Source organism: Bacteroides cellulolyticus, assembly GCF_025567135.1.
Lineage (GTDB): Bacteria > Bacteroidota > Bacteroidia > Bacteroidales > Bacteroidaceae > Phocaeicola > Phocaeicola cellulolyticus.
Genome location: NZ_JAOQJJ010000012.1, coordinates 23,422 through 49,752 on the forward strand (window position 1 = coordinate 23,422; position 26,331 = coordinate 49,752).

The 26,331-nt window shown below is 42.0% G+C and carries 22 protein-coding genes and 1 riboswitch; of the genes, 11 read left to right on the forward strand and 11 right to left on the reverse strand.

Translation table 11 applies throughout. The features are described from left to right. Positions 1-9: 9 nt before the first annotated feature. The 3 genes from OCV82_RS10865 to thiS form a co-directional block, all read right to left on the reverse strand. A complete protein-coding gene (locus OCV82_RS10865; RefSeq protein ID WP_154044404.1) occupies positions 10-786 on the reverse strand; it encodes a thiazole synthase in 777 nt (258 codons plus the stop codon). A 103-nt stretch (positions 787-889) separates the two neighbouring features. Beyond that, the gene (locus OCV82_RS10870) at positions 890-1,534 is read right to left on the reverse strand and encodes a thiamine phosphate synthase (RefSeq protein ID WP_154044405.1); all 645 of its coding nucleotides are present in this window, start codon (positions 1,532-1,534) and stop codon (positions 890-892) included. A 4-nt stretch (positions 1,535-1,538) separates the two neighbouring features. Then, positions 1,539-1,739, reverse strand: coding sequence for a sulfur carrier protein ThiS (gene thiS / locus OCV82_RS10875; protein ID WP_154044406.1), 201 nt, complete (start codon positions 1,737-1,739; stop codon positions 1,539-1,541). 83 nt (positions 1,740-1,822) lie between these two features. After that, a riboswitch (TPP riboswitch) is annotated at positions 1,823-1,923 on the reverse strand. 864 nt (positions 1,924-2,787) lie between these two features. Between thiS and OCV82_RS10880 the strand changes: the two genes are divergently transcribed. The 7 genes from OCV82_RS10880 to OCV82_RS10910 all read left to right on the forward strand — a co-directional run bounded on the left by OCV82_RS10880 (position 2,788) and on the right by OCV82_RS10910 (position 12,986). Next, complete coding sequence (locus OCV82_RS10880; RefSeq protein ID WP_154044407.1) at positions 2,788-3,900, forward strand: hypothetical protein; 1,113 nt, start codon at positions 2,788-2,790, stop codon at positions 3,898-3,900. Positions 3,901-4,064: 164 nt separating this feature from the next. Continuing rightward, a complete protein-coding gene (locus OCV82_RS10885; protein ID WP_262543531.1) occupies positions 4,065-4,232 on the forward strand; it encodes a hypothetical protein in 168 nt (55 codons plus the stop codon). Between the two features lie 17 nt (positions 4,233-4,249). Beyond that, positions 4,250-5,908, forward strand: a complete 1,659-nt coding sequence (locus OCV82_RS10890; protein ID WP_262543533.1) for a leucine-rich repeat domain-containing protein — start codon at positions 4,250-4,252, stop codon at positions 5,906-5,908. Between the two features lie 249 nt (positions 5,909-6,157). After that, positions 6,158-7,723 (forward strand): ATP-binding protein, encoded by a 1,566-nt coding sequence (locus OCV82_RS10895; RefSeq protein ID WP_154044409.1) that lies wholly within the window; start codon positions 6,158-6,160, stop codon positions 7,721-7,723. A gap of 349 nt (positions 7,724-8,072) precedes the next feature. Beyond that, on the forward strand, positions 8,073-10,328 hold the full coding sequence (locus OCV82_RS10900; protein ID WP_154044410.1) for an aconitate hydratase: 2,256 nt from the start codon (positions 8,073-8,075) through the stop codon (positions 10,326-10,328). Between the two features lie 36 nt (positions 10,329-10,364). Next, positions 10,365-11,624, forward strand: a complete 1,260-nt coding sequence (gene icd, locus OCV82_RS10905; protein ID WP_154044411.1) for an NADP-dependent isocitrate dehydrogenase — start codon at positions 10,365-10,367, stop codon at positions 11,622-11,624. A gap of 21 nt (positions 11,625-11,645) precedes the next feature. Next, complete coding sequence (locus tag OCV82_RS10910; RefSeq protein WP_154044412.1) at positions 11,646-12,986, forward strand: citrate/2-methylcitrate synthase; 1,341 nt, start codon at positions 11,646-11,648, stop codon at positions 12,984-12,986. Positions 12,987-13,062: 76 nt separating this feature from the next. On the opposite strand, the gene OCV82_RS10915 is transcribed toward OCV82_RS10910, so the two are convergent. Further along, positions 13,063-13,767 carry a response regulator transcription factor gene (locus OCV82_RS10915; protein ID WP_154044413.1) on the reverse strand — a complete coding sequence of 235 codons (705 nt, stop codon included), beginning with the start codon at positions 13,765-13,767 and terminating at the stop codon, positions 13,063-13,065. A gap of 3 nt (positions 13,768-13,770) precedes the next feature. Continuing rightward, the gene (locus OCV82_RS10920; protein ID WP_154044414.1) at positions 13,771-15,108 is read right to left on the reverse strand and encodes a sensor histidine kinase; all 1,338 of its coding nucleotides are present in this window, start codon (positions 15,106-15,108) and stop codon (positions 13,771-13,773) included. Positions 15,109-15,258: 150 nt separating this feature from the next. Here OCV82_RS10920 and OCV82_RS10925 point away from each other — a divergent pair, with 150 nt between their 5' ends. Further along, positions 15,259-17,544 (forward strand): TonB-dependent receptor domain-containing protein, encoded by a 2,286-nt coding sequence (locus tag OCV82_RS10925; RefSeq protein ID WP_154044415.1) that lies wholly within the window; start codon positions 15,259-15,261, stop codon positions 17,542-17,544. Between the two features lie 59 nt (positions 17,545-17,603). Here the strand turns inward: OCV82_RS10925 and OCV82_RS10930 are convergent, their stop codons facing one another. The 5 genes from OCV82_RS10930 to OCV82_RS10950 form a co-directional block, all read right to left on the reverse strand. Further along, entirely contained in the window at positions 17,604-18,161 is a 558-nt protein-coding gene (locus OCV82_RS10930) for a flavodoxin (RefSeq protein WP_154044416.1), read from the reverse strand. 1 nt (position 18,162) lies between these two features. Beyond that, entirely contained in the window at positions 18,163-18,939 is a 777-nt protein-coding gene (locus OCV82_RS10935) for a carboxymuconolactone decarboxylase family protein (RefSeq protein WP_154044417.1), read from the reverse strand. A 98-nt stretch (positions 18,940-19,037) separates the two neighbouring features. Continuing rightward, positions 19,038-20,006: a DUF362 domain-containing protein gene (locus tag OCV82_RS10940; RefSeq protein WP_154044418.1), complete on the reverse strand. Its 969-nt coding sequence runs from the start codon at positions 20,004-20,006 to the stop codon at positions 19,038-19,040. A 23-nt stretch (positions 20,007-20,029) separates the two neighbouring features. Further along, the gene (locus tag OCV82_RS10945; RefSeq protein WP_154044419.1) at positions 20,030-21,937 is read right to left on the reverse strand and encodes a TonB-dependent receptor; all 1,908 of its coding nucleotides are present in this window, start codon (positions 21,935-21,937) and stop codon (positions 20,030-20,032) included. A gap of 145 nt (positions 21,938-22,082) precedes the next feature. Beyond that, positions 22,083-22,922: an aldo/keto reductase gene (locus OCV82_RS10950; protein ID WP_154044420.1), complete on the reverse strand. Its 840-nt coding sequence runs from the start codon at positions 22,920-22,922 to the stop codon at positions 22,083-22,085. Between the two features lie 135 nt (positions 22,923-23,057). Between OCV82_RS10950 and OCV82_RS10955 the strand changes: the two genes are divergently transcribed. After that, positions 23,058-23,864 carry an AraC family transcriptional regulator gene (locus OCV82_RS10955; RefSeq protein ID WP_154044421.1) on the forward strand — a complete coding sequence of 269 codons (807 nt, stop codon included), beginning with the start codon at positions 23,058-23,060 and terminating at the stop codon, positions 23,862-23,864. A 16-nt stretch (positions 23,865-23,880) separates the two neighbouring features. Here OCV82_RS10955 and OCV82_RS10960 read toward each other — a convergent pair whose 3' ends face one another. Then, a complete protein-coding gene (locus OCV82_RS10960) occupies positions 23,881-24,786 on the reverse strand; it encodes a helix-turn-helix domain-containing protein (RefSeq protein WP_154044422.1) in 906 nt (301 codons plus the stop codon). A gap of 163 nt (positions 24,787-24,949) precedes the next feature. On the opposite strand from OCV82_RS10960, the gene OCV82_RS10965 reads away from it, so the two are divergent. Both OCV82_RS10965 and OCV82_RS10970 read left to right on the forward strand, forming a co-directional pair. Continuing rightward, a complete protein-coding gene (locus OCV82_RS10965; RefSeq protein WP_154044423.1) occupies positions 24,950-25,168 on the forward strand; it encodes a hypothetical protein in 219 nt (72 codons plus the stop codon). 223 nt (positions 25,169-25,391) lie between these two features. Next, entirely contained in the window at positions 25,392-26,312 is a 921-nt protein-coding gene (locus OCV82_RS10970; protein WP_394802660.1) for an aldo/keto reductase, read from the forward strand. Positions 26,313-26,331: the final 19 nt, after the last annotated feature.

Consider the following 26,331-nt stretch of genomic DNA (forward strand, 5'->3'; position numbering starts at 1 on the left):
TTGTAAAGTTTATTCGTTTAAGAATGAAGTTAGAGGAGATGAAGCAGAAGCTACAAGGTTGTCAGCCTGAATTCCCAATCCTGCTTCGTATGCACGGCGACCGGCGATGACAGCTTCCTTAAATGCTATGGCCATTTCCACTGGATTACCAGCAACGGCGATTGCAGTGTTTACTAGGCAGGCTGCTGCACCCATTTCCATAGCTTCGGCAGCATGGCTCGGAGCACCGATACCGGCATCGACTACTACAGGAACATTGCTCTGTTCGATGATGATGCGAAGGAAATCGCGAGTCTGCAAACCTTTGTTTGTGCCTATAGGAGCAGCTAGAGGCATCACAGTAGCCGCACCAGCTTCTTCCAGACGCTTGCAGAGTGTAGGGTCGGCCTGGCAGTAAGGAAGGACTACGAAACCGAGTTTCACCAGTTCCTCTGTCGCTTTAAGTGTTTCTGTTGAGTCCGGCAACAGATAGCGAGGGTCCGGATGAATTTCCAGTTTCAGCCAGTTTGTGCCGAATGCCTCACGGGCCATCTGTGCGGCGAAGACAGCTTCTTCCGCTGTACGTACACCTGAAGTGTTTGGCAACAGTTGTATATGCGGATGAACGATATGGCGCAACATATCGTCTTCCTTGTCTTCAAGTTCGATACGTTTCATGGCTACAGTTACCATTTCTGTGCCGGATGCCAGGATGGCTTCTTCCATCTGCTGGTTTGAGTTGAATTTCCCTGTTCCCAGGAAAAGGCGGGATTCGAATTCACGACCCGCAATAATAAGTTTTTCCATATATGTTATGAGTTTTTGAGTTCTTAAGTTAAGAAATGAGTTGACAAGTTGACGAGTTGACAAGGTTACCATCCGGATGGCTCTAACAACTAACAACCAACAACTAACAACTACTTCTTTCCACCATTTCTACAATCCTACTCGTTTCTTCTGCCGGATTTTCAGCCCTGAGTATAGTTCCGCTCAGTGCAATGCCTGTCACACCGGTTTGCATTATTTCCGGAATGTCATCTATCGTGATACCTCCTATAGCTACTATCGGCAGGTTGATGTCTTCCTCTTTCATCTTTTGGATGATGGAACGGTAGCCTTCAAGCCCCAATATCGGACTTAATTTCTTCTTGGTAGTAGTGAAACGGAACGGACCGCAGCCAATATAGTTGGCACCTGAAGTGTAATGTGCCTTTACATCGTCGAAAGTATTTGCTGTTCCACCTATTATGAAATCATCTCCCAATATTTTTCTTGCTTCAGCTATAGGCATATCATTCTTTCCGAGATGCACACCGTCGGCTTTCAGCTTTTTTACGAGTTCTACACGGTCGTCTATGATGAATGTAGCGCCATGTTGTTTGCACAGTTCCTGAACCTTTATGGCAATGGCTTCCACCTCCTCGTCGGAAGCGTCCTTCATGCGCAGCTGAACCCAACGGCAACCACCTTCGAGAGCCATACGTGCCGAGTCTAAATAAGAATACTGTTCGGTGAAATGAGTGATGAACTGAAGTTTGAATGCTTTTATATCCATGTCATTATCCTCCGCAAGCTGCTTTTATTATAACAAGACTGTCGCCTTCCTTGATTTCCTGCTCAGCCCACTGGCTGCGTGGAATCATACGGTTGTTAAGAGCAACTGCCACTCCCTGCAGTGGAAGTTCAAGCTGTAGTGCAAGCGATGCAATATTATTGCCTAGAGTGAGTTCTGTCTCTTTGTTGTTTACTTTTATTTTCATAAGTGATAGGTATTATAGTGTTTTGCAAAGCAAACACAAAGAGAATACTGGAAAACAGTTTGAGAGAATATCTTATGACGGATGTCTTTTTTGAGGACAATCCCTTCGTCGGTATTAACCGCATCAGGTTCATAGGGTATAATCTCAGCCCGGGTTTGTTTTTTGGGCACCCCTTTGTCTTTACTTCGGACGCAAAGTTAAACAAAAGATTGAAAAAGCGGATAATAATTTATATTTTTCTGTCCAATTTTACTTCTAACTCAAGTTAAACTTCGTTGATCATTGGTCCAGTTCTTAAAATAATAAAGTTTTATCATATTGTCAAAATGATAACTCAAGTATGCGACAATGATAAAATACGAACCCGATGCAAAGTCTGATTGAAAAATCCTCATTCTTGTTGCGGTTCGAAAATGCAGAATGAAACGAATTTATTGCATATACGGTATATATGGTGTATATAATGGCAAATAAATAACGAATTGATATAAATTAATTAAATATTTCGATATAATGATACGTATAAAAATTCCAGTTTCAAAGTAAATGTAGAGTCAAAAAACATCATTTCCAACCTTATTTGTGCCTAATATAACAAATGAGTAAACCTTTAATAAAATGACAAGGCATTTCAATTAAGATTTCAGCACGTTTTTAATGAAATGACAGGTCATTTTTCATCGTCACAGTCCTTAATAAACAATGTAATTTTAACGATTTCGTAATATTTAATTGTGATATTAACAACCTAAAGCGAATGTAAAATTAACTTTTTATTCTGTTTCGACAAAATCACTCAACTGGTAAAATAGGAAAAGCATCATAAATCAATCATTTTTATATAAAACAAGCGAATATACTTTCTTTTTGTATGAAAAACTATTCATTGTATAATTCAATAGATATTAAAGCGATAAAGACGAATAATTAATAAATCGTTCTTTGACATATATATGAAAAATAAGGGTGACAGATGATAAAAAACTCTGATTGGAGACTTGATACAAACGGATTTTTTGTAAATTCGCTAAATTCTTAGAAATTTGAAATGATAATACAAGGTTTTGAAATATACTATGCGGCGGCATGTCTGATTATGGTATGCTCGTCGTTGTTCTGCGCCATGGTGCGTTATTTCCACATGTGTCGTCCTTTCGATGAACACGAGGAATATTTCTATCCTGCACGGAAGCTGATAACGTTTGTCTATGCATGTTTCGCTATGCCCGCAGTATGGCTTTTCCGCATGGACAGTCCCGACGCGTGGCTTTTTGTACAGGTCTTTCTCGTTCTGTTCCTTCCCGGAGCCGCCGTTATTTCCTTCCGCCGTTTTTTCTTTTATGAGAAGAAACATCGTTTGCCGGTGTTCTTCATTGTCGGTATCATGCCTTTTCTGCTGATAGCGGCATTGTGGGCTTTTGCGTGGATTGGGGGCGATGTGCTATATCGTCACCGTGGAATATTGATGCCTTTCATAGGTGCGTATTCCTTGCTTATAATGTTTGAGTTGCTTCACGTCACGTTGCGGCTTTACCGTCAGATAAGGAAACATCACAGAGAGGAATATTCCAACGACGATGATTTTCCTGTGCGTTTTGCCGGTTTTGTGGTGTTTCTTCCGTTGGTTTATATCATTGCCTCATGGATACTTTTCGTTTCCGGCAGTCGTGCCTACAACATGCTGCTTCAGGTTTGCGTTGCTGTCATGCATGTTGTGATTCTGATTAAGATACTTCATCAGCAGCGTAGCGGTCTTGGTAATGTGGTGGAAGAGACCGGAGCCGCAATTACCGAAAAAATTGAGGAGATTATTTCTTCCGTTCAGACTGCGGACAAGGATAATACCTTCACGCTTCCTGCCGCTACCATGGATGAGCTTGAGGAAAAAATCCGTCATGCTCTTACCGTACAGAAACTTTACCTTAATCCTAACCTTAAATTGTCGGACATTGCCGATGCGGTGGAGAGCAACAGTAAATATGTATCTTTGGTGATGAACGAACGTTTCGACTCGTTTTATGCCGAGGTGAACCGTCTTCGCATAAAGGCAGCCATCAAATATAAGGAACAGCATCCGTCGGCCGACAGGGAAGAAATAGCCGTGAACAGTGGCTTCTCGAATGTCAAGACATATAGCCGGAATTTGAAGTTGTATTCTTAAAATAACATGGCATTGGTGCGGTAAAAAAATACTGTTTTCCTTAAATTGTCCCTCATATTTTCATAGATTGTCCCTCGTGTGTCATTCATAGAGGTTAATTTTGCGCCGTTTTCCCGTAATAAGGGTGAACGGTTTTTTATTAACAGATTAATTTGAAAAATAGGATGAGAAATTACGAAGAGACAAAATCGGAGTGTAATATTTATGAGGCTCCCAAGTGTGAAATTATTGAAGTACAGAACGAGGGCGTGCTGTGCGGAAGCGTAGACAGTTATGGTTCCTCGAATGAATCTTTTGAAGAAACTCACTGGAATGGTGGATGGGACAACTAAAAAAACGGACGAAGACAATGAAAACAATGAAACATCTTTTCGGGGCATTGCCCTTAGTCGCACTGACGCTGAGCTTTACCGCCTGCGGCAACGACGAGACTTTCGGCGAACCGGAGACCACGCCTGCGGGAAACCAAGTGACCATGACCTTTACCGCCAACGCCCCCGCCCCGGCGGCCGGCACGCGCACCTCGCTGGTGGAGGGCACCCAGGTGTACTGGACTCCCGATGACGTGATAGGCGTATACTCCTGCACATCCGAAGAGTTTTATGTAGAAGAACCGGGCAGCCCCTTTACCACCGGCCTGTCGGCAGCCGCCCCCACCGCTACCTTTACCGGCACAGTCGAAGCGGATGCCCTGCAATACATAGCCGTCTATCCGCAAGACATGTTTGCGCTCTGTGTGTGGAGCAGTGGGAGTACGATGCTTGGGTTTACCCTCCCGCCCGTGCAGACGGCCGTGGCAGGAGGCTTTGCCACCGGGCTGAACCCCTCGCTGGCAATGACTGACGACATGGGAGGCGACCTGAGCTTCGAGAACCTCTGCGCGCTGGTGAAGTTCAGCATCAGCGGCGGAGATGCCGACAAACTGAAGAGCGTGACGCTGACCGACCTGGGAGGAACAGGCCTCTCCGGTACTGCACAGTATGTATATGCGCCGAGTATGGATATGGAAATGGTTATGGCGGTAGTTCCCTACGTGACCCTGACCGGGCCTTTCACTACCGGTGCGGACTATTACTTTGTGGTAGCGCCTTCGGTGAATACTGATAGCGGACAACCCGCCGCGCTGAAGAACGGTTTCTCCCTGACCTTTACCCGTCGGGACGGCACCTCTTTCACCAAGACTGCCAGCGGCGGCATCGGCGACGATACGGATCTCGCCGCAGGCATGATTCTCGATTTGGGAGCCATCGACCTCAGCGGCGCCACCTATCAGGAGGCGATTACCAACCTGGCGTTTATCAATGCGGTGGGTGACAAAGTGGGATGGGAAGTGACCGGTGGCGGTGGCACCGTGCTCCTGACCGAAGAAAACAAGCAAGCAATAGAAGCGGTAACATCACTGAATATCGAAGGTAAGAATCTGACCGATATTTCCGGCATAGAATACTTTACCAATCTGACAAGCTTGAATTGCGGTAAGAACCAGCTAACCGCATTGCCTGTGGAGAATCTGACCAATCTGACACTATTGTATTGCTCCTACAACCAGCTAACTGAGCTGCCTGTGGAGAAGCTGACCAATCTGACAGAATTGTCTTGCTTCGATAACCAACTTACCGCATTGCCTGTAAAGAATCTGACCCAGCTGACAAGCTTGCCTTGCAACAACAACCAGCTAACCGCATTGCCTGTAGAGAATCTGACCCAGCTGAAAAACTTGTATTGCAACAACAACCAGCTAACCTCGCTGCCTGTGGGGAAGCTGAACAATCTGAATGTTTTGAATTGTCACGATAACCGCCTTACCGAGCTTGATATCACGAGCGTTACGAGCCTGAATAGCTTGTATTGCGGCAACCAGACGAACGCCGCGGGCGAGCCCCGGACTCTGACACTTATCCTGACATCGGCACAGAAAGATACGTGGGATAAGAGGTGGGGCTCTTACGATGACAACGCACGCGTCTCTGCGGAAGTGAAAGATTTAGGCAGCACCGCCCACTGGTAAACCCCTTCCTCATAACTGATTTTTGAAAACCGTACAGCGGTCTTAAAATTTGCAGAATGTGAAAGAGTAATATATCAGGCAGAAAAACGAAAGAATAAAATTTACAGCTCTTTTGTTTTTCTGCCTATTTTTGTATCTTTGTTCCAAACGTACGCCCGTTATTAATTGTAAATTGGTATCGTTGACTTTAGCTTCGCTGACCGTTGGTTCAGTTCTTAATTTTTAATTTTTAATTATTAATTGAATAACATGAAATACCCCATAGGAATCCAGAGTTTTGAGCAGATAATCGAAGACGGTTATGTCTATGTTGACAAGACCGACCTTGTATATAAACTTACCCACGAAGGCAAGATTTATTTTCTTAGCCGTCCGCGTCGTTTCGGTAAAAGCCTTCTTGTCTCCACGCTGAAGAACTATTACTTGGGGCATAAGGAACTGTTCAAGGGACTGAAGATAGACAGCTTAGAGAAGGACTGGAATGTACATCCGGTGTTCCATGTGGATTTCAATGGTTCCAACTTCTTGGATGAAGGCGTTCTGGAGAAACGCCTGTACGCTTATGTGAGGGATTGGGAAAGGCAGTATGGTCTTGTTTCGGATGCTGACAGCCTTGATTTGGGAGGACGTTTTATGGAAGTCCTTCGTGTCGCTCATGAGCAGACAGGCCGTCGTGCCGTAGTCCTGATAGACGAGTACGACAAGCCTATCTTGGATGTTCTGGATACAGATTCCGGTCTTGAAGACCGACACCGTAACGTCCTGAAAGGATTCTATTCCGTGTTCAAGGTGGCGGACAGTCATCTACAGTTCGTGCTTCTTACGGGAGTTACCAAATTCTCTCAGGTTAGCGTGTTCAGCGGTTTCAACCAGCCTGACGACATCAGCATGGACGGGCGTTACGAGACCCTTTGCGGCATTACGCAGGATGAGCTCCGGACTTATTTCTCCGAGCCTGTCAGGGATATGGCGGCCGTTTACCATTGCACGGAGGAAGAGATGATGCAAAGGCTTAAAAATCAATACGACGGCTATCATTTCAGCGACAGCCTGACCGATGTCTATAATCCTTTCAGCCTGCTTAATGCTTTCAACAAGAAAAGTATCCGTGACTATTGGTTCAGTTCGGGCACCCCGACGTACCTTATCCGTCTGCTTGCCCATTTCAAGGAGAACATGAACGAACTGACAGGCAAGTATTATCGTACGGAAGAGTTCATCGATTACAAGGCTGATGTGGAACAGCCTTTGCCCATGATTTACCAGAGCGGTTACCTTACCATCAAGGATTACGACATGGAGTTCAATACTTTCCTGCTTGATTTTCCGAACAATGAGGTCAAGAACGGTTTCCTTACCGCAGTGGCTTCCTCGTATCTTAAGCCATCGGAGGAGACTGGCGGATGGATACGCGATGTTGTCCGTACGTTGCGTGTAGGCGATACCGACAGACTGTGCGGTCTTTTTACTTCATTTCTTTCGAGCATCCCCTATACTATGCGCCGCAAGGACAACGAGAGGGAGCGCGAACGCTATTTCCAATATACGTTTTATCTTATTCTCCGGCTGATAAGCGTCTATACCGTTTATGTTGAGAAGCAGCAGAGCCACGGCCGTGTGGACTGCGTGCTTGAAACGCCTCAATACGTGTATATCTTCGAGTTCAAGCTTGACGGTACGGCAGACGAGGCACTGTGTCAGATAGAAGAGAAAGGTTATGCCCGTGAGTATGCTTCTGATGCACGCACCCTTTATAAGATAGGTGCGAGTTTCTCTTCCGAAACTGGAACGATAGGAGAGTGGAAAACAGTCTGATGCGATAAAAACGCATTAGTGCCCGGTAACATCATACAGACACCGCAGCCCGCTACCGCAAGGTCAGTGGGCTGCATTGCGTAAGAGAAGATATTATAAATAACCTGCATTGTAATACGTCTATAATTTGCATATTTATGTAACTTTTTGTACTTTAACTATAGGGAATTATATCTTTTATCAATTAAATATTGCATATTGCTTGCATATGTCAATAAAAATACCGAATATTGCGCGATTTTTATTAGAAGTCTGGTATTAGTGGACTTTTGATAGCTAAATTTAAAGGATAAAGAATTGTTGATTGACAATAAAAAGGTATTTACATAATAAATAGGATTTAGTTACTATGATGTATGATTTGGAAATGATGAAACAATTTTATGTTTCATATAACGGTAAAGTACAGGATACACGAAAAAAATTAGGTAGGGCATTGACTTTGGCAGAAAAGATTTTGTATAGTCATCTCTACGATGCTAATTCCATCAAGTGTTTTGAGAGAGGTGTGGACTATGTGAATTTTCGTCCTGACAGAGTTGCAATGCAGGATGCCACCGCGCAAATGGCATTGCTTCAGTTTATGAATGCCGGTAAGAATGTTTCTGCTGTACCAGCAACTGTACATTGCGATCATCTTATACAGGCATATAAAGGCGCTTCTGTTGATTTGCCTGTAGCACAGACAACCAACAAGGAAGTATATGATTTTCTGAAGAGTGTAGCATCGAAATATGGAATCGGTTTCTGGAAGCCGGGAGCAGGAATCATACATCAGGTCGTTTTGGAAAATTATGCTTTCCCGGGAGGAATGATGGTAGGTACTGATTCACATACACCGAATGCCGGCGGTCTTGGAATGATTGCCATTGGTGTCGGAGGTGCCGATGCCGTTGACGTGATGACCGGTATGGAATGGGAATTGAAGATGCCGAGAATAATAGGTGTACACCTTAAAGGAAAATTGAACGGATGGGCAGCACCAAAGGATGTTATCCTAAAGCTGGCCGGCATACTGACTGTCAAGGGTGGTACAAACGCCATAATAGAGTACTTCGGGGAAGGTACTTCTTCAATTTCGGCTACTGGAAAGGCTACTATCTGTAATATGGGAGCCGAGGTAGGAGCGACTACATCTGTTTTTCCTTTCGATTATGAAATAGTTGAATATCTCAAAGCTACAGGACGTGAGGAAGTAGCCGATATGGCTCTAAAAGTAGCTGACGACCTGAAAGCAGATAATGAGGTTCTGTCATCGCCTGAAAAGTATTATGATAAGGTAATTGAAATAGATTTGTCTGCATTGGAACCGTATCTTAATGGTCCGTTTACACCGGATGCGGCGTGTCCGTTATCTGAGTTCAAGGACAAGGTCATTGCAAACGGTTATCCTCAACGTATGGAAGTTGGGCTTATCGGTTCATGTACCAACTCTTCATATCAGGATTTGGGAAGGGCTGCTTCGTTAGTTAGACAGTTGAAGGACAAAGGTCTGAAGATGGCATCACCATTGTTGGTCAATCCTGGTTCGGAACTAGTGTACTGTACATCAAAGCGTGACGGTATGATTGCTGATTTTGAGGAAGCAGGTGCCGTGATAATGACAAATGCCTGCGGTCCTTGCATCGGTCAGTGGAAACGTGAGACAGATGATCCTACAAGACCGAATTCCATTGTGACTTCGTTCAACAGAAACTTTGCAAAGCGTGCGGACGGTAACCCTAATACACATGCTTTTGTAGCATCACCGGAGATTGCTACAGCATTTGCTATAGCAGGAGACCTGTGCTTTAATCCTATGACAGATACTCTGATAAACGATAAAGGCGAGCAGGTGAAACTGGATGCCCCTACTGGTGACAAGCTCCCTGTGAAAGGATTTACAGTTGATGATAATGGTTATGTAGCTCCTTCGGCTGACGGATGTAATATTGAAGTTATCATTGATCCGAAATCAGAACGCCTGCAGAAACTTCAGCCGTTTGCTCCATGGGATGGTAAGGATTTATTGGATATGCCTCTGCTTATCAAGACCAAAGGCAAGTGTACCACAGACCATATCTCAATGGCAGGTCCATGGCTTCGATTCCGCGGACATCTGGAAAATATCTCCAAGAATATGCTGATGGGAGCTGTGAATGCATTCAATGGTGAGACGAATAAGGTTTGGAACTCAGCGGACGGCAGTTATGGCGAAGTATCAGCTGTAGCCGGCGGATATAAGGCTAAGGGTATTTCATCAATTGTAGTGGCAGAAGAAAACTATGGTGAAGGTTCAAGCCGTGAACATGCTGCCATGGAACCTAGATTCCTCAACGTAAAGGTTATCCTTGCAAAGAGTTTCGCACGTATCCACGAAACAAATCTGAAGAAACAAGGTATGCTTGCGCTGACTTTTGCCGATAAGGATGACTATGACAAAGTGCAGGAACATGACAAGATTTCAATCGTTGGGCTTGAATCATTCGCGCCTGGACGTAATCTGAAAGTGGTATTAACTCATGAAGACGGTACTCAGGATTCTTTCGAGGCCGTGCATACATATAATGAAATGCAGATTGAATGGTTCAAGGCCGGTTCTGCGCTTAATACATTTAGAAAATAACAATCAATATACAACTAATATAGGAGAAACTAGACAATGAGTAAAGTTCGTATGGAAGAAGGTAAACTTGTAGTACCTTCAAATGTTACTATACCTTTTATTGAAGGAGATGGTGTAGGAGCTGAGATAACTCCGGCTTGCCAGAAAATTGTAAATGAAGCAGTAAAGTTAGCTTACAAAGGTGAGCGCTCTATAGAATGGATGGAAGTCCTGGCCGGAGAAAAGGCTTATAAACAGGTTGGAGAGTGGCTTCCGCAATCTACAATGGATGTATTCAGAGAATATCTGATAGGAATCAAAGGTCCGCTTACTACACCTGTAGGAGGCGGAATACGTTCGCTCAACGTGGCATTGCGCCAGACATTGGACTTGTATGTTTGTCTGCGTCCTGTAAGATGGTTTAAGGGTGTAGTATCTCCTTTGAAAGAGCCTCAGAAAGTTGACATGTGTATTTTCAGAGAGAATACAGAAGATATATATGCCGGAATAGAATGGGAACAGGGTACTCCTGAAGCAAAGAAATTCTATGATTTCCTTTACAATGAGATGAAAGTTACCAAGGTGAGATTCCCTGAAACTTCTTCTTTTGGAGTAAAGCCTGTTTCAGTAGAAGGTACAAAACGTCTTGTTCGCTCTGCCATACAATATGCCTTGGATCATAAGCTTCCGTCGGTAACACTTGTTCATAAGGGAAACATCATGAAGTTCACCGAAGGCGGTTTCAAGAAATGGGGATATGAAGTGGCTGAAACTGAGTTTGCAGAACAGACATTCACCATGAACTATTATCAGCAGTTGAAGAAAGATTTGGGAGAAGAATCTGCAAAGGCTGCCATGGCTGAGGCTATCAACAAGGGAAAAGTAATAATAAAAGACTGTATTGCCGATGCTTTCCTTCAGAATACATTGCTGAAACCGGAAGACTATTCTGTTATCGCAACTCTGAATCTTAACGGTGACTATGTATCAGACCAGCTGGCAGCTATGGTAGGCGGTATAGGTATCGCTCCGGGAGCAAATATAAACTACAATAGCGGTCATGCCATTTTTGAGGCTACCCACGGAACAGCACCTGATATAGCTGGTAAGAATATGGTCAATCCATGTTCTCTACTTCTGTCGTCCGTAATGATGCTTGAGTATCTGGGATGGCAGGAAGCAGCCGACCTTATAACATCTGCCCTTGAACAGGTTTTTGAAAATTCTGAGGCAACTATTGATTTGGCTAGATTTATGCCGGACGGTAAAGTATTGAGTACAGAAGAGTTTACTGAAAGAATAATACAAAGTCTTTAATTCAACTATAACGAACTGAACATGAAAAAAGAATATATAGTTTACAAACTTTCCGAATGTGCTAAACAGGCGTGCAGAATAGACAACAGTTTATTTACGAGTTTTAATGTTAAGCGCGGACTTCGTAATGAAGACGGAACAGGTGTGCTTGTAGGACTAACCAAGATAGGAAACGTAGTGGGATATGAGAAAACGGAAGAAGGCCTGAAACCTATTCCGGGTAAACTCTTCTATAGGGGGTATGATTTGGATGATATTGTTCATGCTCTTTTGAAAGAGAAACGTTTCGGCTTCGAAGAGGTTGCATATTTGCTTTTGTCGGGCGAGCTTCCTGACAAGGAACAGCTGGCTTCTTTCAAGGAACTGATAAACGACAATATGCCGCTTGACAAGAAGACTACAATGAATATCATCGACCTGGAAGGTCATAACATAATGAATATCCTGGCCCGTAGTGTTCTGGAAATGTACACATTCGACCCTAATCCGGATGACATCTCTCGCGACAATCTTATGCGTCAGTCTATCGAACTTATCTCAAAGTTCCCAACAGTCATAGCATACGCATATAGCATCTACCGTCACAGTACACACGGACGCTCATTGCATATCCGCTATCCGGATGAGAAACTCTCGTTGGCAGAGAATTTTCTTTACATGATTAAGAAAGATTACACTCCTCTTGAGGCACGTATGCTTGACCTTCTGCTTGTCCTTCAGGCTGAGCACGGTGGTGGTAACAACTCTACATTCACTGTCAGGGTTACAAGTTCTACACGCACAGATACATATTCAAGTATCGCAGCGGGAATCGGTTCACTAAAAGGTTCATTGCATGGTGGAGCAAACATTCAGGTAGTAAAAATGTTCCATCATCTGAAAGAAGCCATTTCAGACTGGACAAATGTTGACGAGATAGATACTTACCTAACCCGTATGCTGAATAAAGAGGCTTACGACAAGAGTGGTCTTATCTATGGTATAGGCCATGCCGTATATACCATTTCCGATCCCCGTGCAGTTCTTCTGAAAGAGTTGGCTAGTGAACTTGTGGCTGAAAAGGGCTGTGAAAAAGAATTTGCCTTTCTGGAATTGATAGAAAAGCGTGCCATTGCTTGTTTCAAGAAAGTTAAGGGAGACAAGAAGAAAGTATGCTCTAATGTTGACTTCTATTCAGGATTTATATATGAGATGATGGGATTGCCTCATGAGATTTATACTCCTCTGTTTGCTATGGCGAGAATCGTCGGTTGGACGGCTCACCGCATCGAGGAATTGCATTTCGATGGTCGTCGTATCATCCGTCCTGCATACAAGAACGTACTTAATGAGGTACCTTACAAACCTATATCAGAAAGATAATAGTTAATAATGAAATAATTGATTGGTGAAAACTGCCGGCTGGTTCGTTCTGAACCGGTCGGCTGTTTGGTTATTGTTAAACTTTAAGGCATATTCCCACACCCTTCAGTACATTCAGTGATACATCTGTGTCTTTAGAAAGATATTTTCTGAGTTTCGTTATGAAAACATCAAGGCTTCTGGATGAATAGAAATCAGAATTACCCCAGATTTCATTAAGGATGTTTTCCCTGCTTACAACTTTCCCTTTTTCGCGGCAAAGCATTTCAAGTATTTTGCTTTCCTTGGCTGTCAGGTTGTGTTGTTCATTTTCGAATATTAGCAGGTTCTGTGTCGGGTCGAAACTGTATTTGCCTATTGTAAATATAGTATCTTCATCATTGCCAGCAGGACTTTCTGCCTGAGTGTTATGCCTCATTCTTAATACTGCCTGAATGTGTGCGTCAAGTTCCTCTGGAAGGAAAGGCTTCTTTATATAGAAATCGGCTCCGGCCTGATATCCGTTTATTACATCGCGGGCCGTAGTAAGACCGGTAATAAAAATTATGGCTAATGACGGATGATTCTTTCTGATATGCTGTACCATAGTCACTCCGTCCATTACAGGCATTTCCACGTCCGAAACTATTACATCGAAGTTTTCATTTATAAGCATATCCAATCCGTCTTTGCCGTTGGCGACGGATACTACCTCATAACCTCCAATCATCTGTTCCAGACTGCTTTTTAGTATGAAACTCAGATTTTTGTCATCTTCCACCAGTAATACTCTTGTCATCATTCATCAGTTTTTTATAGGTAAGGTTAATATGAATTCGCTGTATTCTCCTTCTATGCTGTTTAGCGAAACGCTGCCGTTCATAGCTGTTATGACTTTATATACGTAGTTCAGTCCAAGTCCGAAACCTGATACTTTATTGTCTTTTCTATATTCCAGTCCGCCACGTTGGAACTTCTCAAATATCCGTTTCTGTTCTTTCAGTGGAATACCCCATCCATCGTCTCGGACTTTTATCAGGATTGAACTTCCATGCTCTTCTGCTGTAAGTTTCACAGTCACTTTTTCGTCAGAGTATTTCAGGGAATTGTCTATCAGATTGCTTATAGCTTCTTTCAGATATTCCTTGTCTGCCATCAGGCTTGATGTGATACTGACATCTTTTATGAAAGAAACATTCTTGTCCGATTTAAGACTGAATTTCTGTATCAGTTCATCAAACATCGAGTTCAAATCTATTTCCTCGTTATTGAGTTTGAGCCTTGACTGCTCAAGCTTGGCTATTGTAAGTATCTTTTCTGCAAGATTCAGAAGATGCATACTCTCTTCTTTCAGTATGGAGAAATATTGCTTTTTCAGTGTCGGATTACTGTCCATCATACCACTTTCAAGTACATGACCGGCCATCGTGATAGTGTTTATCGGCGTTTTCATATCGTGAATCATGGCATATGTGAAGTCCTGTCTCAGCATGGCTATCTTGTTCTGTTTTATGATGATTTTTATCTGATAGATTATGCATCCGGCTACAAAACAGATAAGCAAAGCTGTAGCAATGAGCAGTACACTCATTTCGCGGATTGCTATCCAGTACGGATTTACGATAACAGCCTGTACGCATTCTGTCTTGCCCTTGTTAAGTGCTACGACTGAAGTCTTTATAGTCCTCATTGCATTTATTCCGGAAATCTTTTTTTCACCGTCAATAGGAATTCCTGTAGAATCTACCTTCATACAGTATAGCTCGGCATTATATCCTTCTTCTTTCATGTCAGCCTTGAAGATGGAGTCCAATAGTTGTATGGATACGTGCGACTGGTATAATGAATCGGCATAATTGTTCAGAAAGGATATCAGATGTTCTTTCAGAGTCTTGTCGCTGATGTTTTCGTCATAGTCCATGTTGGTTGACAGGTTTAAGGTCTTATCTTCACCGTATGATTCGGTTATGATACTGAGCCTTTCCAACACTTCGTTCAATACGGATTTGGGAAATATACGGTTTCCGGATTGAGTCAATTGCAGCTCTATCAGCTGATATGTTTTTACCAGCCATACACTTTGGATAATCACAATTACAAGCAATCCAAGAAATGTTATTATTTTGATATACTTTCCGTTCATATTTTGATATTTTGTCGCACAAAGATATAACAATAAATTAACAATATTGAATATGATAACAATAATATAACAAAAGCATAACAGCCGTATAACGTATTATGATGAGCGTTTTGGGTTACTTTGCATCACGAAAACAAATAACTATGTTTTATGAAAACTTTAGTGATTATTATCTCTTGCATGATTATATGCATAAACAATGTCATGTCGCAGAACGTGAACGGAAAAGTGGTCAATAGAAACCAGCAACCGGTTGAGGCTGTAACTGTAGTGATGCAGTCTGAAGACTCGGTGTTTGTGGATGCAGTGATAACAGATGCTCAGGGAAGGTTTGTGTTCGATACTGGTCTTAAGTCATTTCGACTGATATTCCAGCATATTCTTTACGAAACGGTTTCCAGAGATTTCAACGAACCGAATGTTGGTGTGATAACAATGAAGGAACAGAATTATAGTCTTGATGAAGTAGTGATAAAAGGAGAACGTCCTTTGGTGAAGGCAGAAAACGGATTGCTGTCATATGATGTATCTGTAATAGCAGAAAAATCATCGGTAAGCAATGCCTACGAGGCTGTAACACGTCTGCCCGGAGTGATGGAACAGGATGGCGGATTGCAGCTCGTTGGAGCAGGTAGCCCAACCATAATATTGAACGGACGCCCATCGTCCATGACTGCCGAACAGTTGGTAAATCTTCTGAAGAATACTCCTGTTTCGAATGTAGAGAAAGCGGAAGTAATGTACAGTGCTCCTGCAAAATATCGTGTAAGGGGAGCAGTTATAAATATCGTATTGAAAAAGAACAAGCCTGAAGAGCCTTTGTTGCGTGGTGAAGTAGGGGGTAACTTCACTCAGGGTATATATTCACGAGGTGGAGGTAATATGAGTATGTCCTTTTCCGGTGAGAAACTGTCGGCAGATATACTTTATTCCGCAGATTATTCAAAAATCAGGTCTTCAAACGATTTTATCTCACATCATACATTAGGCGATAAAGTGTATGATATATCACAGTATAATACCGGTAATCGACAGAGGCTTACTCATAATATGCGCGCTTCCATTGATTATAGAATAACTGATGATGATAATCTGAGTGTGGCATATACATCGGCTATAAGTCCAAATAGTAAATCTACAGAAAATTCTAATGGTACTCTCTCCGAATCTTCAAATATAAGGACGGGAGATGAACAGATGCATAACTTCAGCGCTGATTATACTTCAAGATGGGGTACGAATGTAGGTATGGATTATACTTACTATGCTTATCCTAGTGTGCAGAACTTTAATGATAAGTCGTCTCTCAAAGAGCAGAAATTTATTCTCAACAGCAGTCAGTATGTAAACCGTTGGAATGTATATGCAGGTCAGACTCACGCATTACCAAAGGGATGGAGCGTAAATTATGGTATCAACTTCTCATTTGCCAATGAAAAAAGCTTACAGAAATATACACCTGCAGACGGAACTGATATGTCAGATATGAATTCATCATCAAATCTTGAAGAAAAGACTTATAATTTTTATGGAGGTTTTGAAAAGTCATTTAATGAAAAACTTTCCTTATCCATGTCGCTTGCCGGAGAATACTATAGACTTGCCGATTATACAGACTGGTCTGTATATCCCACAATGCAGTTAAGTTATGTTCCTTCTGCTGCACACATCTTTCAATTGTCTTTCTCTTCCGACAAGACATATCCTGATTACTGGGATATACAGAATTCTGTAAGCTATCTGAACGGATATTCAAAAGTGTTGGGAAATCCGCAATTGCGTCCTTCTACTGATTATATTGCAGACCTAACTTATGTGCTTAAAAGCAAATATATGTTCAGTGTATATTATACCCATATAAAGGGCCTTTTCGGACAGTTGGCATATCAGAGTCCTGACGAACTGGTCATGATATATCAGTCTGTAAACTATGACTATCAGAGGAACTACGGAATATCTGCAATAATACCATTTACAATAGGAAGTTTTTGGAATTCGCGTATCACACTTGATGGTTCCTACTTTAGGCATGTATGTCGTGATTATCATGGTATAGGCTTCGACAACTCCGTATGGCGAGGAGTCGCTATGATTAACAATACATTTACTTTGTCCTCCAAGCCATCCATCAGTCTGGAGTTGAATGCTATGTATGTCAGTCCGTCAATTCAAGGCAATTACGATCTGTCTTCAATATGGAAAGTGGATGCCGGCTTGAAATGGATATTTGCAAACAGGAATGCTGAGTTTCGCCTGACAGGTAATGACCTGTTTAATACAGCTACGCCGAATGCAACCGTAAATGACAGAGGACAACGCTTTGAAATAATACAGCATGCAGACAGCCGTTACGTTTCGCTGTCGTTTACATACAGGTTTGGCGGATTTAAATCTAAGGAACGCAAGAAGGTTGACACTTCAAGGTTTGGATATTAATAAAAAAAGGACTGGCTTCCCTAAAAGAAAGTCAGTCCTAAATTTATATCATGGATATATCATTTTGTGATAATCTGTTTAGCCCATTCTTCAGCCTGTTTGCTTCCTCTGTTGAACAAGCGGCCTTCTTTCCAATCCACTTCTGGATACAGCTTCTTCAGTTGTTTAACACTGTTGTTGATGGAGCTTCCGCCTGATGTAGCAAAAGGAATAACCGTCTTGCCGGAAAGATTATACTTCTCTATGAATGTATTTACCGGACGCGGACATAAATCCCACCAGATAGGGTAGCCTATAAATACAGTGTCGTAGTTATTCATATTAACAGTTTCACCACCAAGTTCAGGTCGTGAATTGTCGTCATTCATTTCTATTGAACTTCTGCTGTTTTTGTCTCTCCAGTCAAGGTCGGCAGAAGAATATGCTTTCTTTGGAGTAATTTTGTACAGTGTTCCACCGGTAGCTTTTGAAATTGATTTGGCAACGCTTTCGGTGTTTCCCGTACATGAAAAATAAGCCACAAGGATTTTAGTTTCCGCATTATCCTTCTTTTGCTGTGCGTTTGACTGGCTGTTCAAGCAAAAAAGACTCATAATTATCAGTATTAAAGTTCTCATGTTATTTCAGTTTTGAATAATCTTTGTCATTTACCGGTTCCAGCCATTCGTTACTGCATTCTTCACCCGGAATTTCCATAGCAAGATGTGAGAACCAGCTGTCAGGAGCGGCTCCATGCCAATGCTTGACTCCGGTCGGAATATATATAACGTCGCCCGGATTCATTTCTATTGGTTCTTTACCCCATTCCTGATAGTAGCCACGTCCGCCTACGCAGATAAGAGTCTGTCCTCCACCTTTATTGGCTTTATGGATATGCCAGTTATTACGGCATCCAGGCTCAAATGTTACATTGGCAACGGGAACTCCTTCTGCAACTATAGGAGCCAGATAGCTTTGACCTACGAAATATTTAGCGTATGCATCGTTAGGTTTGCCTACAGGGAAGATAATTGTCTGAGCGTATGCGTCGAGTGATGTGCTTGCTATACTGTCCGCATTCTCAGTCCATACTTCTTTTGCTATACGGAATGCAGCCCATGCTTTAGGCCAGCCTGCATAGAATGCTGCATGAGTAAGTATTTCCGCAATTTCAGTTTTAGTCACTCCGTTCTTTTTTGCGAACTCAAGATGGTGTCTGAATGATGAGTCAGTCAGACCTTGCGACATAAGTGCAACAACGGTAACGATTGAGCGGTCGCGCATGGGAAGCAAGTCATTGCGGCTCCATACTTCACCAAAAAGGATATTGTCGTTCAAATGTGCGAATTCCGGAGCAAATTCTCCTAATACATCATGTCCTGCAGTTTGCTGGACTTTTACCTGTGATTTAGCCATATTCGGAAAAATTAAAATTGATAATGTAATCAGCAATAGTAAATTAGTTTTCATTTGATACGGGTTTTTGTAATGAATAAAATTATATGTATGATTTATCAATCAAGTTCAATTAATTCATATTTCTGACTCCCCATTCCAAGTGCTTCAGCATGATCCAGAGTATGCATGCCATGACGTGAATCAATACGTTCAATCAAGTGTTTTTTACCATGGTCTTTTGAGGAACGTACCAGATCTGTACATGCACGGTCTAATGCAACCGGGTCAAGAGATGCCAGAATACCTATATCACCCATTTTAGGATCTTCCGGTGAAGAATCACAGTCGCAGTCAACAGAAAGATTGTTAGCTACACTTATGTAGAGTATATTTTCTCCGCAGTGGTCTGCTATTGCTTTTGCAGCTTCAGCCATTGATTCCAGGAAATCATCCTGTTTCGGGTTGCCCCAACTTGTGGTACTTTCTCCAGCAGAATGTATCAATCTTTTACCATTGGACGATGCAATTCCTATAGACATGTTTTTGATTGCACCACCGAATCCTCCCATGGCATGTCCTTTGAAATGAGAGAGGATTATTGTGAAATCATAATTGAGAAAGTTCTTGCCGACAATATCTTTTGTGAGATGCTTTCCGCCTTTTACTGGAAGTTCAGTTTCTCCTTCGGCATCCATGATGTCAACATTCGCGATTGCGGTGAAACCATGATCGGCAGCGGCTTTCAGATGACTTTTTGTATTGGAACGTCCGCCGCCATACGCAGTATTGCATTCTACGATTGTTCCGTTAACTTTCTGTACCAGTCCTTTTATAAGTTCCGGCTGCAAAAAATTATGACCGCCTGGTTCTCCGGTAGAAAGCTTGACAGCTACATTACCTTTAGCTTCGCGTCCTAATGCCTCATAGATTTTAATAAGATTCCCGGATGAGATATTCTTGTACCAGTAAACTTTAGGGGTATCAGTCGTTTCCGTATTGGCTGATTCCTGCACTTTTGGCGAATGTCCGCAACTTGGGGCTACGAAAGCGATTGCCAAAATAATTGTTAGAAAGATCTTTTTCATATCTTTAAGTATTTGTAGATTGTTTAGAAATTGATATTCACACCACCCATAACTGTTGCTTTAGGCATAGGGTAACCGGCATTGATTTCATATTTTTGTGCAAGCAGGTTCTCTCCGCGCACCCAGATGTCGAGCCATTTTGTAGCATGGAAAGAAGCTCTTATATTCCACAGGACGAAGTCTTCCGTTTTCACAGGGTCGGTCTGTGTATATAGTCCTGCTATGTACTGTATGCCTGTTGATATGTTCCAGCGTCCGCATGAAAAGTTTGCTCCTCCGTAAAGCTTATGTTCCGGTGCGGCAATCACAGGCTCTTTCATGTGCAGATAACTGTAGTTTCCGTCAACTGACCATTGTCTGTTTATGCGGTATGCGGCCTGTACTTCGATACCTGTATTGTCTATCTCGCCAGAATTCTGGTTCAGCATTCCGCTACCGTTTGGATTAGGTAGTGTCATAATCAGGTTCTTGCCGTCTATATAGAAGAGATTTACTCCATAACTAAATTGTCCGTTCATCAGTCGTTGCGAGAATGCAAGTTCGTAAGTCCACATAGACTCGGGTTTCAAATCAGGATTCTGCGGTGGAAACATATACATTTCCCTAAGGATAGGGTAGCGGAATCCTTTTGACGCAGATGCTTTCAGTTCCATGGCGTGAGGAAGATGGAAAGCCAATCCTGCCTGTGGCACCCATTCTGTTCCTATGCGTGAATGATGGTCGGCACGGATACCCACATTCAGTGTGATAAAGGAATTTATATCCTGACGCACATCTATATATCCGGCAAATTCATTTTCCTGCTTGTCAACCAGATCGGATGTAGTTCCTGCCTTTTCACCACTGATATACTCATTCCATGCATGGCCTCCATAGTTGAACCAGTCGAATCCGGCTGTGATGCGGTTGCCTTTGAAGAACTGCATACTTTGATAAACAGATACTCCCATCATCTTGTCGAATGACAGGAAGCGGTCGTCCTGCGGCCCTTCTCCCTCAGATGGTGTATAACCGTCATTAATCCAGTGGTCTCCCCAGTTGTAAAAGAAACTTACCGCTCCTGAGGTCTTGTCGTAATTGTTTTCAATGGCAAATGAAGTCATTCCGCGTGTAATTCTCTGGTCTCCATCCAGAAGTGGAGAACTCACAGGTCCAGGGTATGAAGCGTTGAAGTGGGTAATGTTTACGTCTCCTCTAAGATTCCAGTTGTTTGTCATTTCATAACCCAATTTCGAATATCCGCCGTATTGTTCGAAATTCATATCGGCACGGTGTCCGTCAGTGCGGTTGTACGAACCTGATATTACGCTGGAAAATCGTCCTTTACGTACACGGTTTGTAAGTTCCGTCTCAAGTGTATTGTATGAGCCATAACCTGCATGGAGGTTTGTGTTTACTCCGTCTTCCTGCATTTTGCGTGTTACGATATTAACTACACCTCCCATAGCGTTGGAACCGTAAAGCACTGAAGCCGGACCTCTCAATACCTCTACACGTTCTGCGAGGAATGACTGGTAGGCATCTGATATCGGATGTCCGAAGATACCGGCATATTGCGGATGACCGTCAATCATCACCATCAGTCGTCCTGAACCACCGCTCAGTCCACGCAACGAAATACCTCCCGCAGCACCGTTTGACACTCCATATCCCATAATGCCACGTGACGTTACGAAAAGTCCCGGAACCTGTTCGGTAAGTACTGGCAGTAGAGAAGGCTGCATGGCACTTTCTATACGGTCACGACCTACCACAGATACCGTCTGCGACAGATGACGTACATCCGTTTCGCTACGGCTTCCTGTCACTACCACTTCATTGATGTTATAAACCCGTGTGGAGTCGATTATGATTTGTGCCGACAGACTGAGTGGGGTAAATAATGCAATGTAAAATATATTTCTTTTTATATTGGGGATTATTGTTCTCATGAAATATTCTGTTCAGTTTCTATAAATTATGTCTCTATAATTTTTAAATTTGTTTTGATGCTACAAAGTTATCATACATATAGTATAAATACGTATATCTATTACTGCATTATTTACCCAAATTACAGATATTTGTATTTTCCTTTTATCTCCATCCCATGAACATGCGTACGGTATCGGCATCATGATGGTCGAAGAAAAGACTTTTTCCTGTGTCCAGTCCAGCTATATTTCCCATGTCTTCCTGTGACAGTGAAAAATCGAAAATTTCAATATTTTCTTTCATACGTTCGATATGAGTAGATTTCGGTATGATGATAACTCCACGTTGTATTAGCCATCTTAATGCTACCTGTGCAATGCTTTTTCCATACTTTGCTCCAATATTGGCTAATATCGTATTATTAAAGAAATTGTTGCGTCCTTCAGCAAGCGGTCCCCATGACATGATTCTAGTACCGAATTCCTCCATGATTTTCTGTGCTTCAATCTGTTGGTCGAAGACATGCGTCTCCACCTGATTCACAGCCGGTATTATTTCCATGTTACTGGCTATATCTATAAAGTGATCAGGATAGAAATTACTTACACCGATAGCTCTGAGTTTACCTTCCTTGTATGCTTTTTCAAGTGCCCGATATGCTCCGTAGCGGTCACAAAACGGCTGATGCAGTAGCATCAAATCAATATAATCTGTTTGTAGTTTCTTTAAACTTTCGTCTATTGATTTGCGTGCATTCTCGTAGCCGTAATTTGATATCCAAACTTTGCTTACAATGAAAATTTCATTTCGTTTTATTCCGCTGTTTTTAACTGCTTTTCCTACACCTTCTTCGTTATGGTATGCTTGTGCCGTATCAATCATACGGTAGCCACATTCCAAAGCGTTGCTCACACAACGTTCACATTCTGAAGGAGAGACCTGATATACTCCATAACCAATCTGTGGCATTTCGACGCCATTGTTTAATCTTACTGTTTTCATATTTTCAGTTTTAATTTATTTTGATAATTTTGTTCTTTGTGCAAAGATAGATACATGGTAATATAGGACTTAAACAAAAAATGCGGATATAATTACCATTTTTACAGTTCTTGCTAGTAATTGGAGGATATTTATATGGAAGAAAATAAAGAAATATTCGTAGCCCATAGACTTGGAGAAATAAAAACAGATTCGGACGAGGAGTATCTTGCCCATATGCTTTGTTTGGAAGGGACATGTAAGTACCGTTTCAACAGGCAGGATTTTGAATTGCATGCAGGCGATCTGTCCATAATACGCAAGCGTAAAATGATAGAAAAGATAGAAGCATCAGATGATTTCCGATGCAGAATTATTTATGTAAAACCGGAATTTGTGACTCTATGCACTCCGCAGAGTAATTATGGAACTAAGGGACAGTTGGCCTTGTTTCTGAATCCTGTGATGCACTTAAATCGTGAGCAACAGGATATATGTCTTCGTGATTTTGAACTGCTTGAGCAAAGGATAAACGACACAAGTCATCGTTTTTATCGTGAGACGGTTATTAATGCGATGCGGATGGCAATTCTTGATTTTTTTGATTTCCATGCACGTATTTATGGTGAGAATGATATTACCACACAAAATGCATCCATTATGAATAGATTCCTGAAGATGCTGGAGGACGGAGCATACCGCGAGCACAGAGAGGTGACATATTATGCGGATTGCCTTTGTGTCACATCAAAATACCTGTCCGAAGTTTCAAAGAAGGTTAGCGGATACGGAGCCAATTATTGGATCAATAATTATACCATACTTGATATAACTCGTCTGCTTCGCGATAAATCTCTTTCGCTAGTACAGATATCAGATATGTTCGGGTTTTCATCTATGGCCTATTTCAGCCGTTATGTACAACAATATTCAGGTATAAAGCCTTCTGATTACAGAGAGTGATGGGCATGATTAAGTGCTAAATGTCATTCCTTTTCTGTTTTACATACTCTGTCGGGGAACATCCGCAACATTTCTTGAATAATCTGCTAAGGTGTTGAGGATAGTCAAATCCCAGATTATATGCTACTTGTGATGCAGTTGCTCCGCTTATAAGTTCATTTTTGGCACGTTGAATAATGTATTGCCTGATATGGTTGCTTGCTGTATCGCCTGTAGTCTTTTTTATAAGGTCTCCAAAGTAGTTTGACGACATACATAATTCATTTGCGCAATACTGCACAGTGGGTAATCCGAGTGTAAACTGTATTCCTTTTTCATAATAATCCTGTAACAGGGAATTGAATCGCATCAGTATATCTGAATTTTCCAGCTTTCTGGTCAGGAACTGGCGATTGTAGAAACGTTGGCAGAAATTAAGCATCAGTTCTATGTAGCCCACTATAATTGCATTCTGTTGTTCATCGTGTTTTTTTGATAACTCATCTCTCATTTGGTGCATTAATGACACCAAAATGTCATGTTCCTCTTCTGACATATGTAGAGCCTCGTTTATTCGGTAATCGAAAAATGTATAATTCTTTATAGTCTTTTCCAGTGCTGAACCTTGTAGTATATCAGGATGGAAAAGCAGTGCCCATCCGGTCAGCATAACCTGTTCACCGTTGTCTTCCTTTCCTCCAATCTGCCCCGGAGCGACACAAATTACAGTACCTTTCTTGTAGTCATACTTGCCACACCCGTATGTCAAGTCTATTTCTGCTTCATCATGAAAGAATATTCCGTAAACACTGTAGTTGGCCAGACAATGACGTATAGGGGAGACTTCCTTGTAGTCAATTACACAAACCTGTGGGTGTTGGCTTTCATAACCAAGCCAGTTACAATAATCGTTTACATTTTTTACTTTCAGAATTTTGCTCATTGTGCTATGCTTTTATCCATGTCACGGCAAAAATAAAACTTTTCACTTAATCTTAAAACTCAATAGTGGCATTATCAGTAAAAATGATACAAATGTCCCACTTATTGTTACTTCATTGTTATCTGGGGCAAGTAACTTTGTGATATCAAAAAAACAGTGAAAAATGGATAGGCAAATCATCATTTCTCCCCAATTATTTGAAGACGAGGTCGTTTGTTTTATTGCAGACCGTTATCACATTAATCCACAAACACTTTTGCAGCTTTTTCTGACGCAGAATGGAATTATAAAAGATACAGATAATGTGGAATGTGAACTACAACTTGAAGATAATGAAATAGAAATATTACGTGGTTTGACAGGTTTTGATAATAGTAATTAATAATGGTTTATAGAATATGGACAGAAGAAATTTTTTGAAACTATCATCTGTGGCAGTATTATCTACCGCAGGTTCTTTGACTGGCATATCTAAGGTGATAGCCGATGGTACTTCTGAGTCTGAGAATGTAGATAAAGATATAAATGAAGTATCTTCCGGAAGTATAGAACGTAGAAAACTCGGAGGAATAGAAGTATCTGCAATAGGTCTAGGATGTCTGCCAATGGTTGGTTATTATGGTGGTAAGTATGAAAAGAAAGATATGATATCTCTTATCCGCCATGCTTATGATATGGGAGTAACGTTCTTTGATACGGCAGAGGTTTATGGGCCATATACCAGTGAGACATGGGTGGGCGAGGCTTTAGCTCCTTTTCGTGACAAGGTGAAAATTGGAACGAAATTTGGTTTCGGAGTTGAAGAAGGTAAACCGACAGCTTTAAACAGTAGGCCGGAGCATATTCGCAGAGCTGTGGAGGGCTCGTTAAAGCGTTTGCGTACTGATTATATTGATTTGTTGTACCAACATCGTGTTGATCCTGAAGTTCCAATGGAAGAAGTTGCAGGAGTGGTTAAAGATTTAATGCAAGAAGGGAAAGTTTTAAATTGGGGCTTGTCTGAAGCCAGTGCCAGATCTATCAGAAAGGCTCATGCTGTTTGTCCGTTATCAGCAGTTCAGAGTGAATATGCTATCTGGTGGCGTGAGCCTGAAACTAAGATATTTCCTACACTTGAAGAGTTGGGTATTGGTTTTGTGCCATACTGTCCGTTGGGACGGGCGTTTCTAACTGGTGTGATAAACGAAAACAGCACTTTTCATAAAGGAGACCGTAGATGGAATTTACCGCAGTTCACTCCCGAAGCTTTAAAACATAATATGCCACTAGTGAAGCTAATTCGTAAGTGGGCTATGCGAAAGAATATGACTCCGGCACAATTTGCCCTTGCGTGGATGTTGTCGCGTAAATCGTGGATAGTTCCTATTCCCGGTACAACAAACCCTCAACACCTGGATGATTTACTTGGAGCTGGAACAGTACGTCTGGCTGCATGGGAAGTTGAGGAGTTTGATCGTGAATATGCAAAGATAGACCTTATGGGACATCGTGCAGATCCGTTTACTGAAAGTCAGATAGATAAATAATGACGATGCAAGGCTTCGG

What these genes read in the sequence shown, in the direction of transcription:
- OCV82_RS10865 (WP_154044404.1), bottom strand. Translation starts at nt 786, where the DNA reads ATGGAAAAACTTATTATTGCGGGTCGTGAATTCGAATCCCGCCTTTTC.
- OCV82_RS10870 (WP_154044405.1), bottom strand. Translation starts at nt 1,534, where the DNA reads ATGGATATAAAAGCATTCAAACTTCAGTTCATCACTCATTTCACCGAA.
- thiS (WP_154044406.1), bottom strand. Translation starts at nt 1,739, where the DNA reads ATGAAAATAAAAGTAAACAACAAAGAGACAGAACTCACTCTAGGCAAT.
- OCV82_RS10880 (WP_154044407.1), top strand. Translation starts at nt 2,788, where the DNA reads ATGATAATACAAGGTTTTGAAATATACTATGCGGCGGCATGTCTGATT.
- OCV82_RS10885 (WP_262543531.1), top strand. Translation starts at nt 4,065, where the DNA reads ATGAGAAATTACGAAGAGACAAAATCGGAGTGTAATATTTATGAGGCT.
- OCV82_RS10890 (WP_262543533.1), top strand. Translation starts at nt 4,250, where the DNA reads ATGAAAACAATGAAACATCTTTTCGGGGCATTGCCCTTAGTCGCACTG.
- OCV82_RS10895 (WP_154044409.1), top strand. Translation starts at nt 6,158, where the DNA reads ATGAAATACCCCATAGGAATCCAGAGTTTTGAGCAGATAATCGAAGAC.
- OCV82_RS10900 (WP_154044410.1), top strand. Translation starts at nt 8,073, where the DNA reads ATGATGTATGATTTGGAAATGATGAAACAATTTTATGTTTCATATAAC.
- icd (WP_154044411.1), top strand. Translation starts at nt 10,365, where the DNA reads ATGAGTAAAGTTCGTATGGAAGAAGGTAAACTTGTAGTACCTTCAAAT.
- OCV82_RS10910 (WP_154044412.1), top strand. Translation starts at nt 11,646, where the DNA reads ATGAAAAAAGAATATATAGTTTACAAACTTTCCGAATGTGCTAAACAG.
- OCV82_RS10915 (WP_154044413.1), bottom strand. Translation starts at nt 13,767, where the DNA reads ATGATGACAAGAGTATTACTGGTGGAAGATGACAAAAATCTGAGTTTC.
- OCV82_RS10920 (WP_154044414.1), bottom strand. Translation starts at nt 15,108, where the DNA reads ATGAACGGAAAGTATATCAAAATAATAACATTTCTTGGATTGCTTGTA.
- OCV82_RS10925 (WP_154044415.1), top strand. Translation starts at nt 15,259, where the DNA reads ATGAAAACTTTAGTGATTATTATCTCTTGCATGATTATATGCATAAAC.
- OCV82_RS10930 (WP_154044416.1), bottom strand. Translation starts at nt 18,161, where the DNA reads ATGAGAACTTTAATACTGATAATTATGAGTCTTTTTTGCTTGAACAGC.
- OCV82_RS10935 (WP_154044417.1), bottom strand. Translation starts at nt 18,939, where the DNA reads ATGGCTAAATCACAGGTAAAAGTCCAGCAAACTGCAGGACATGATGTA.
- OCV82_RS10940 (WP_154044418.1), bottom strand. Translation starts at nt 20,006, where the DNA reads ATGAAAAAGATCTTTCTAACAATTATTTTGGCAATCGCTTTCGTAGCC.
- OCV82_RS10945 (WP_154044419.1), bottom strand. Translation starts at nt 21,937, where the DNA reads ATGAGAACAATAATCCCCAATATAAAAAGAAATATATTTTACATTGCA.
- OCV82_RS10950 (WP_154044420.1), bottom strand. Translation starts at nt 22,922, where the DNA reads ATGAAAACAGTAAGATTAAACAATGGCGTCGAAATGCCACAGATTGGT.
- OCV82_RS10955 (WP_154044421.1), top strand. Translation starts at nt 23,058, where the DNA reads ATGGAAGAAAATAAAGAAATATTCGTAGCCCATAGACTTGGAGAAATA.
- OCV82_RS10960 (WP_154044422.1), bottom strand. Translation starts at nt 24,786, where the DNA reads ATGAGCAAAATTCTGAAAGTAAAAAATGTAAACGATTATTGTAACTGG.
- OCV82_RS10965 (WP_154044423.1), top strand. Translation starts at nt 24,950, where the DNA reads ATGGATAGGCAAATCATCATTTCTCCCCAATTATTTGAAGACGAGGTC.
- OCV82_RS10970 (WP_394802660.1), top strand. Translation starts at nt 25,392, where the DNA reads ATGGTTGGTTATTATGGTGGTAAGTATGAAAAGAAAGATATGATATCT.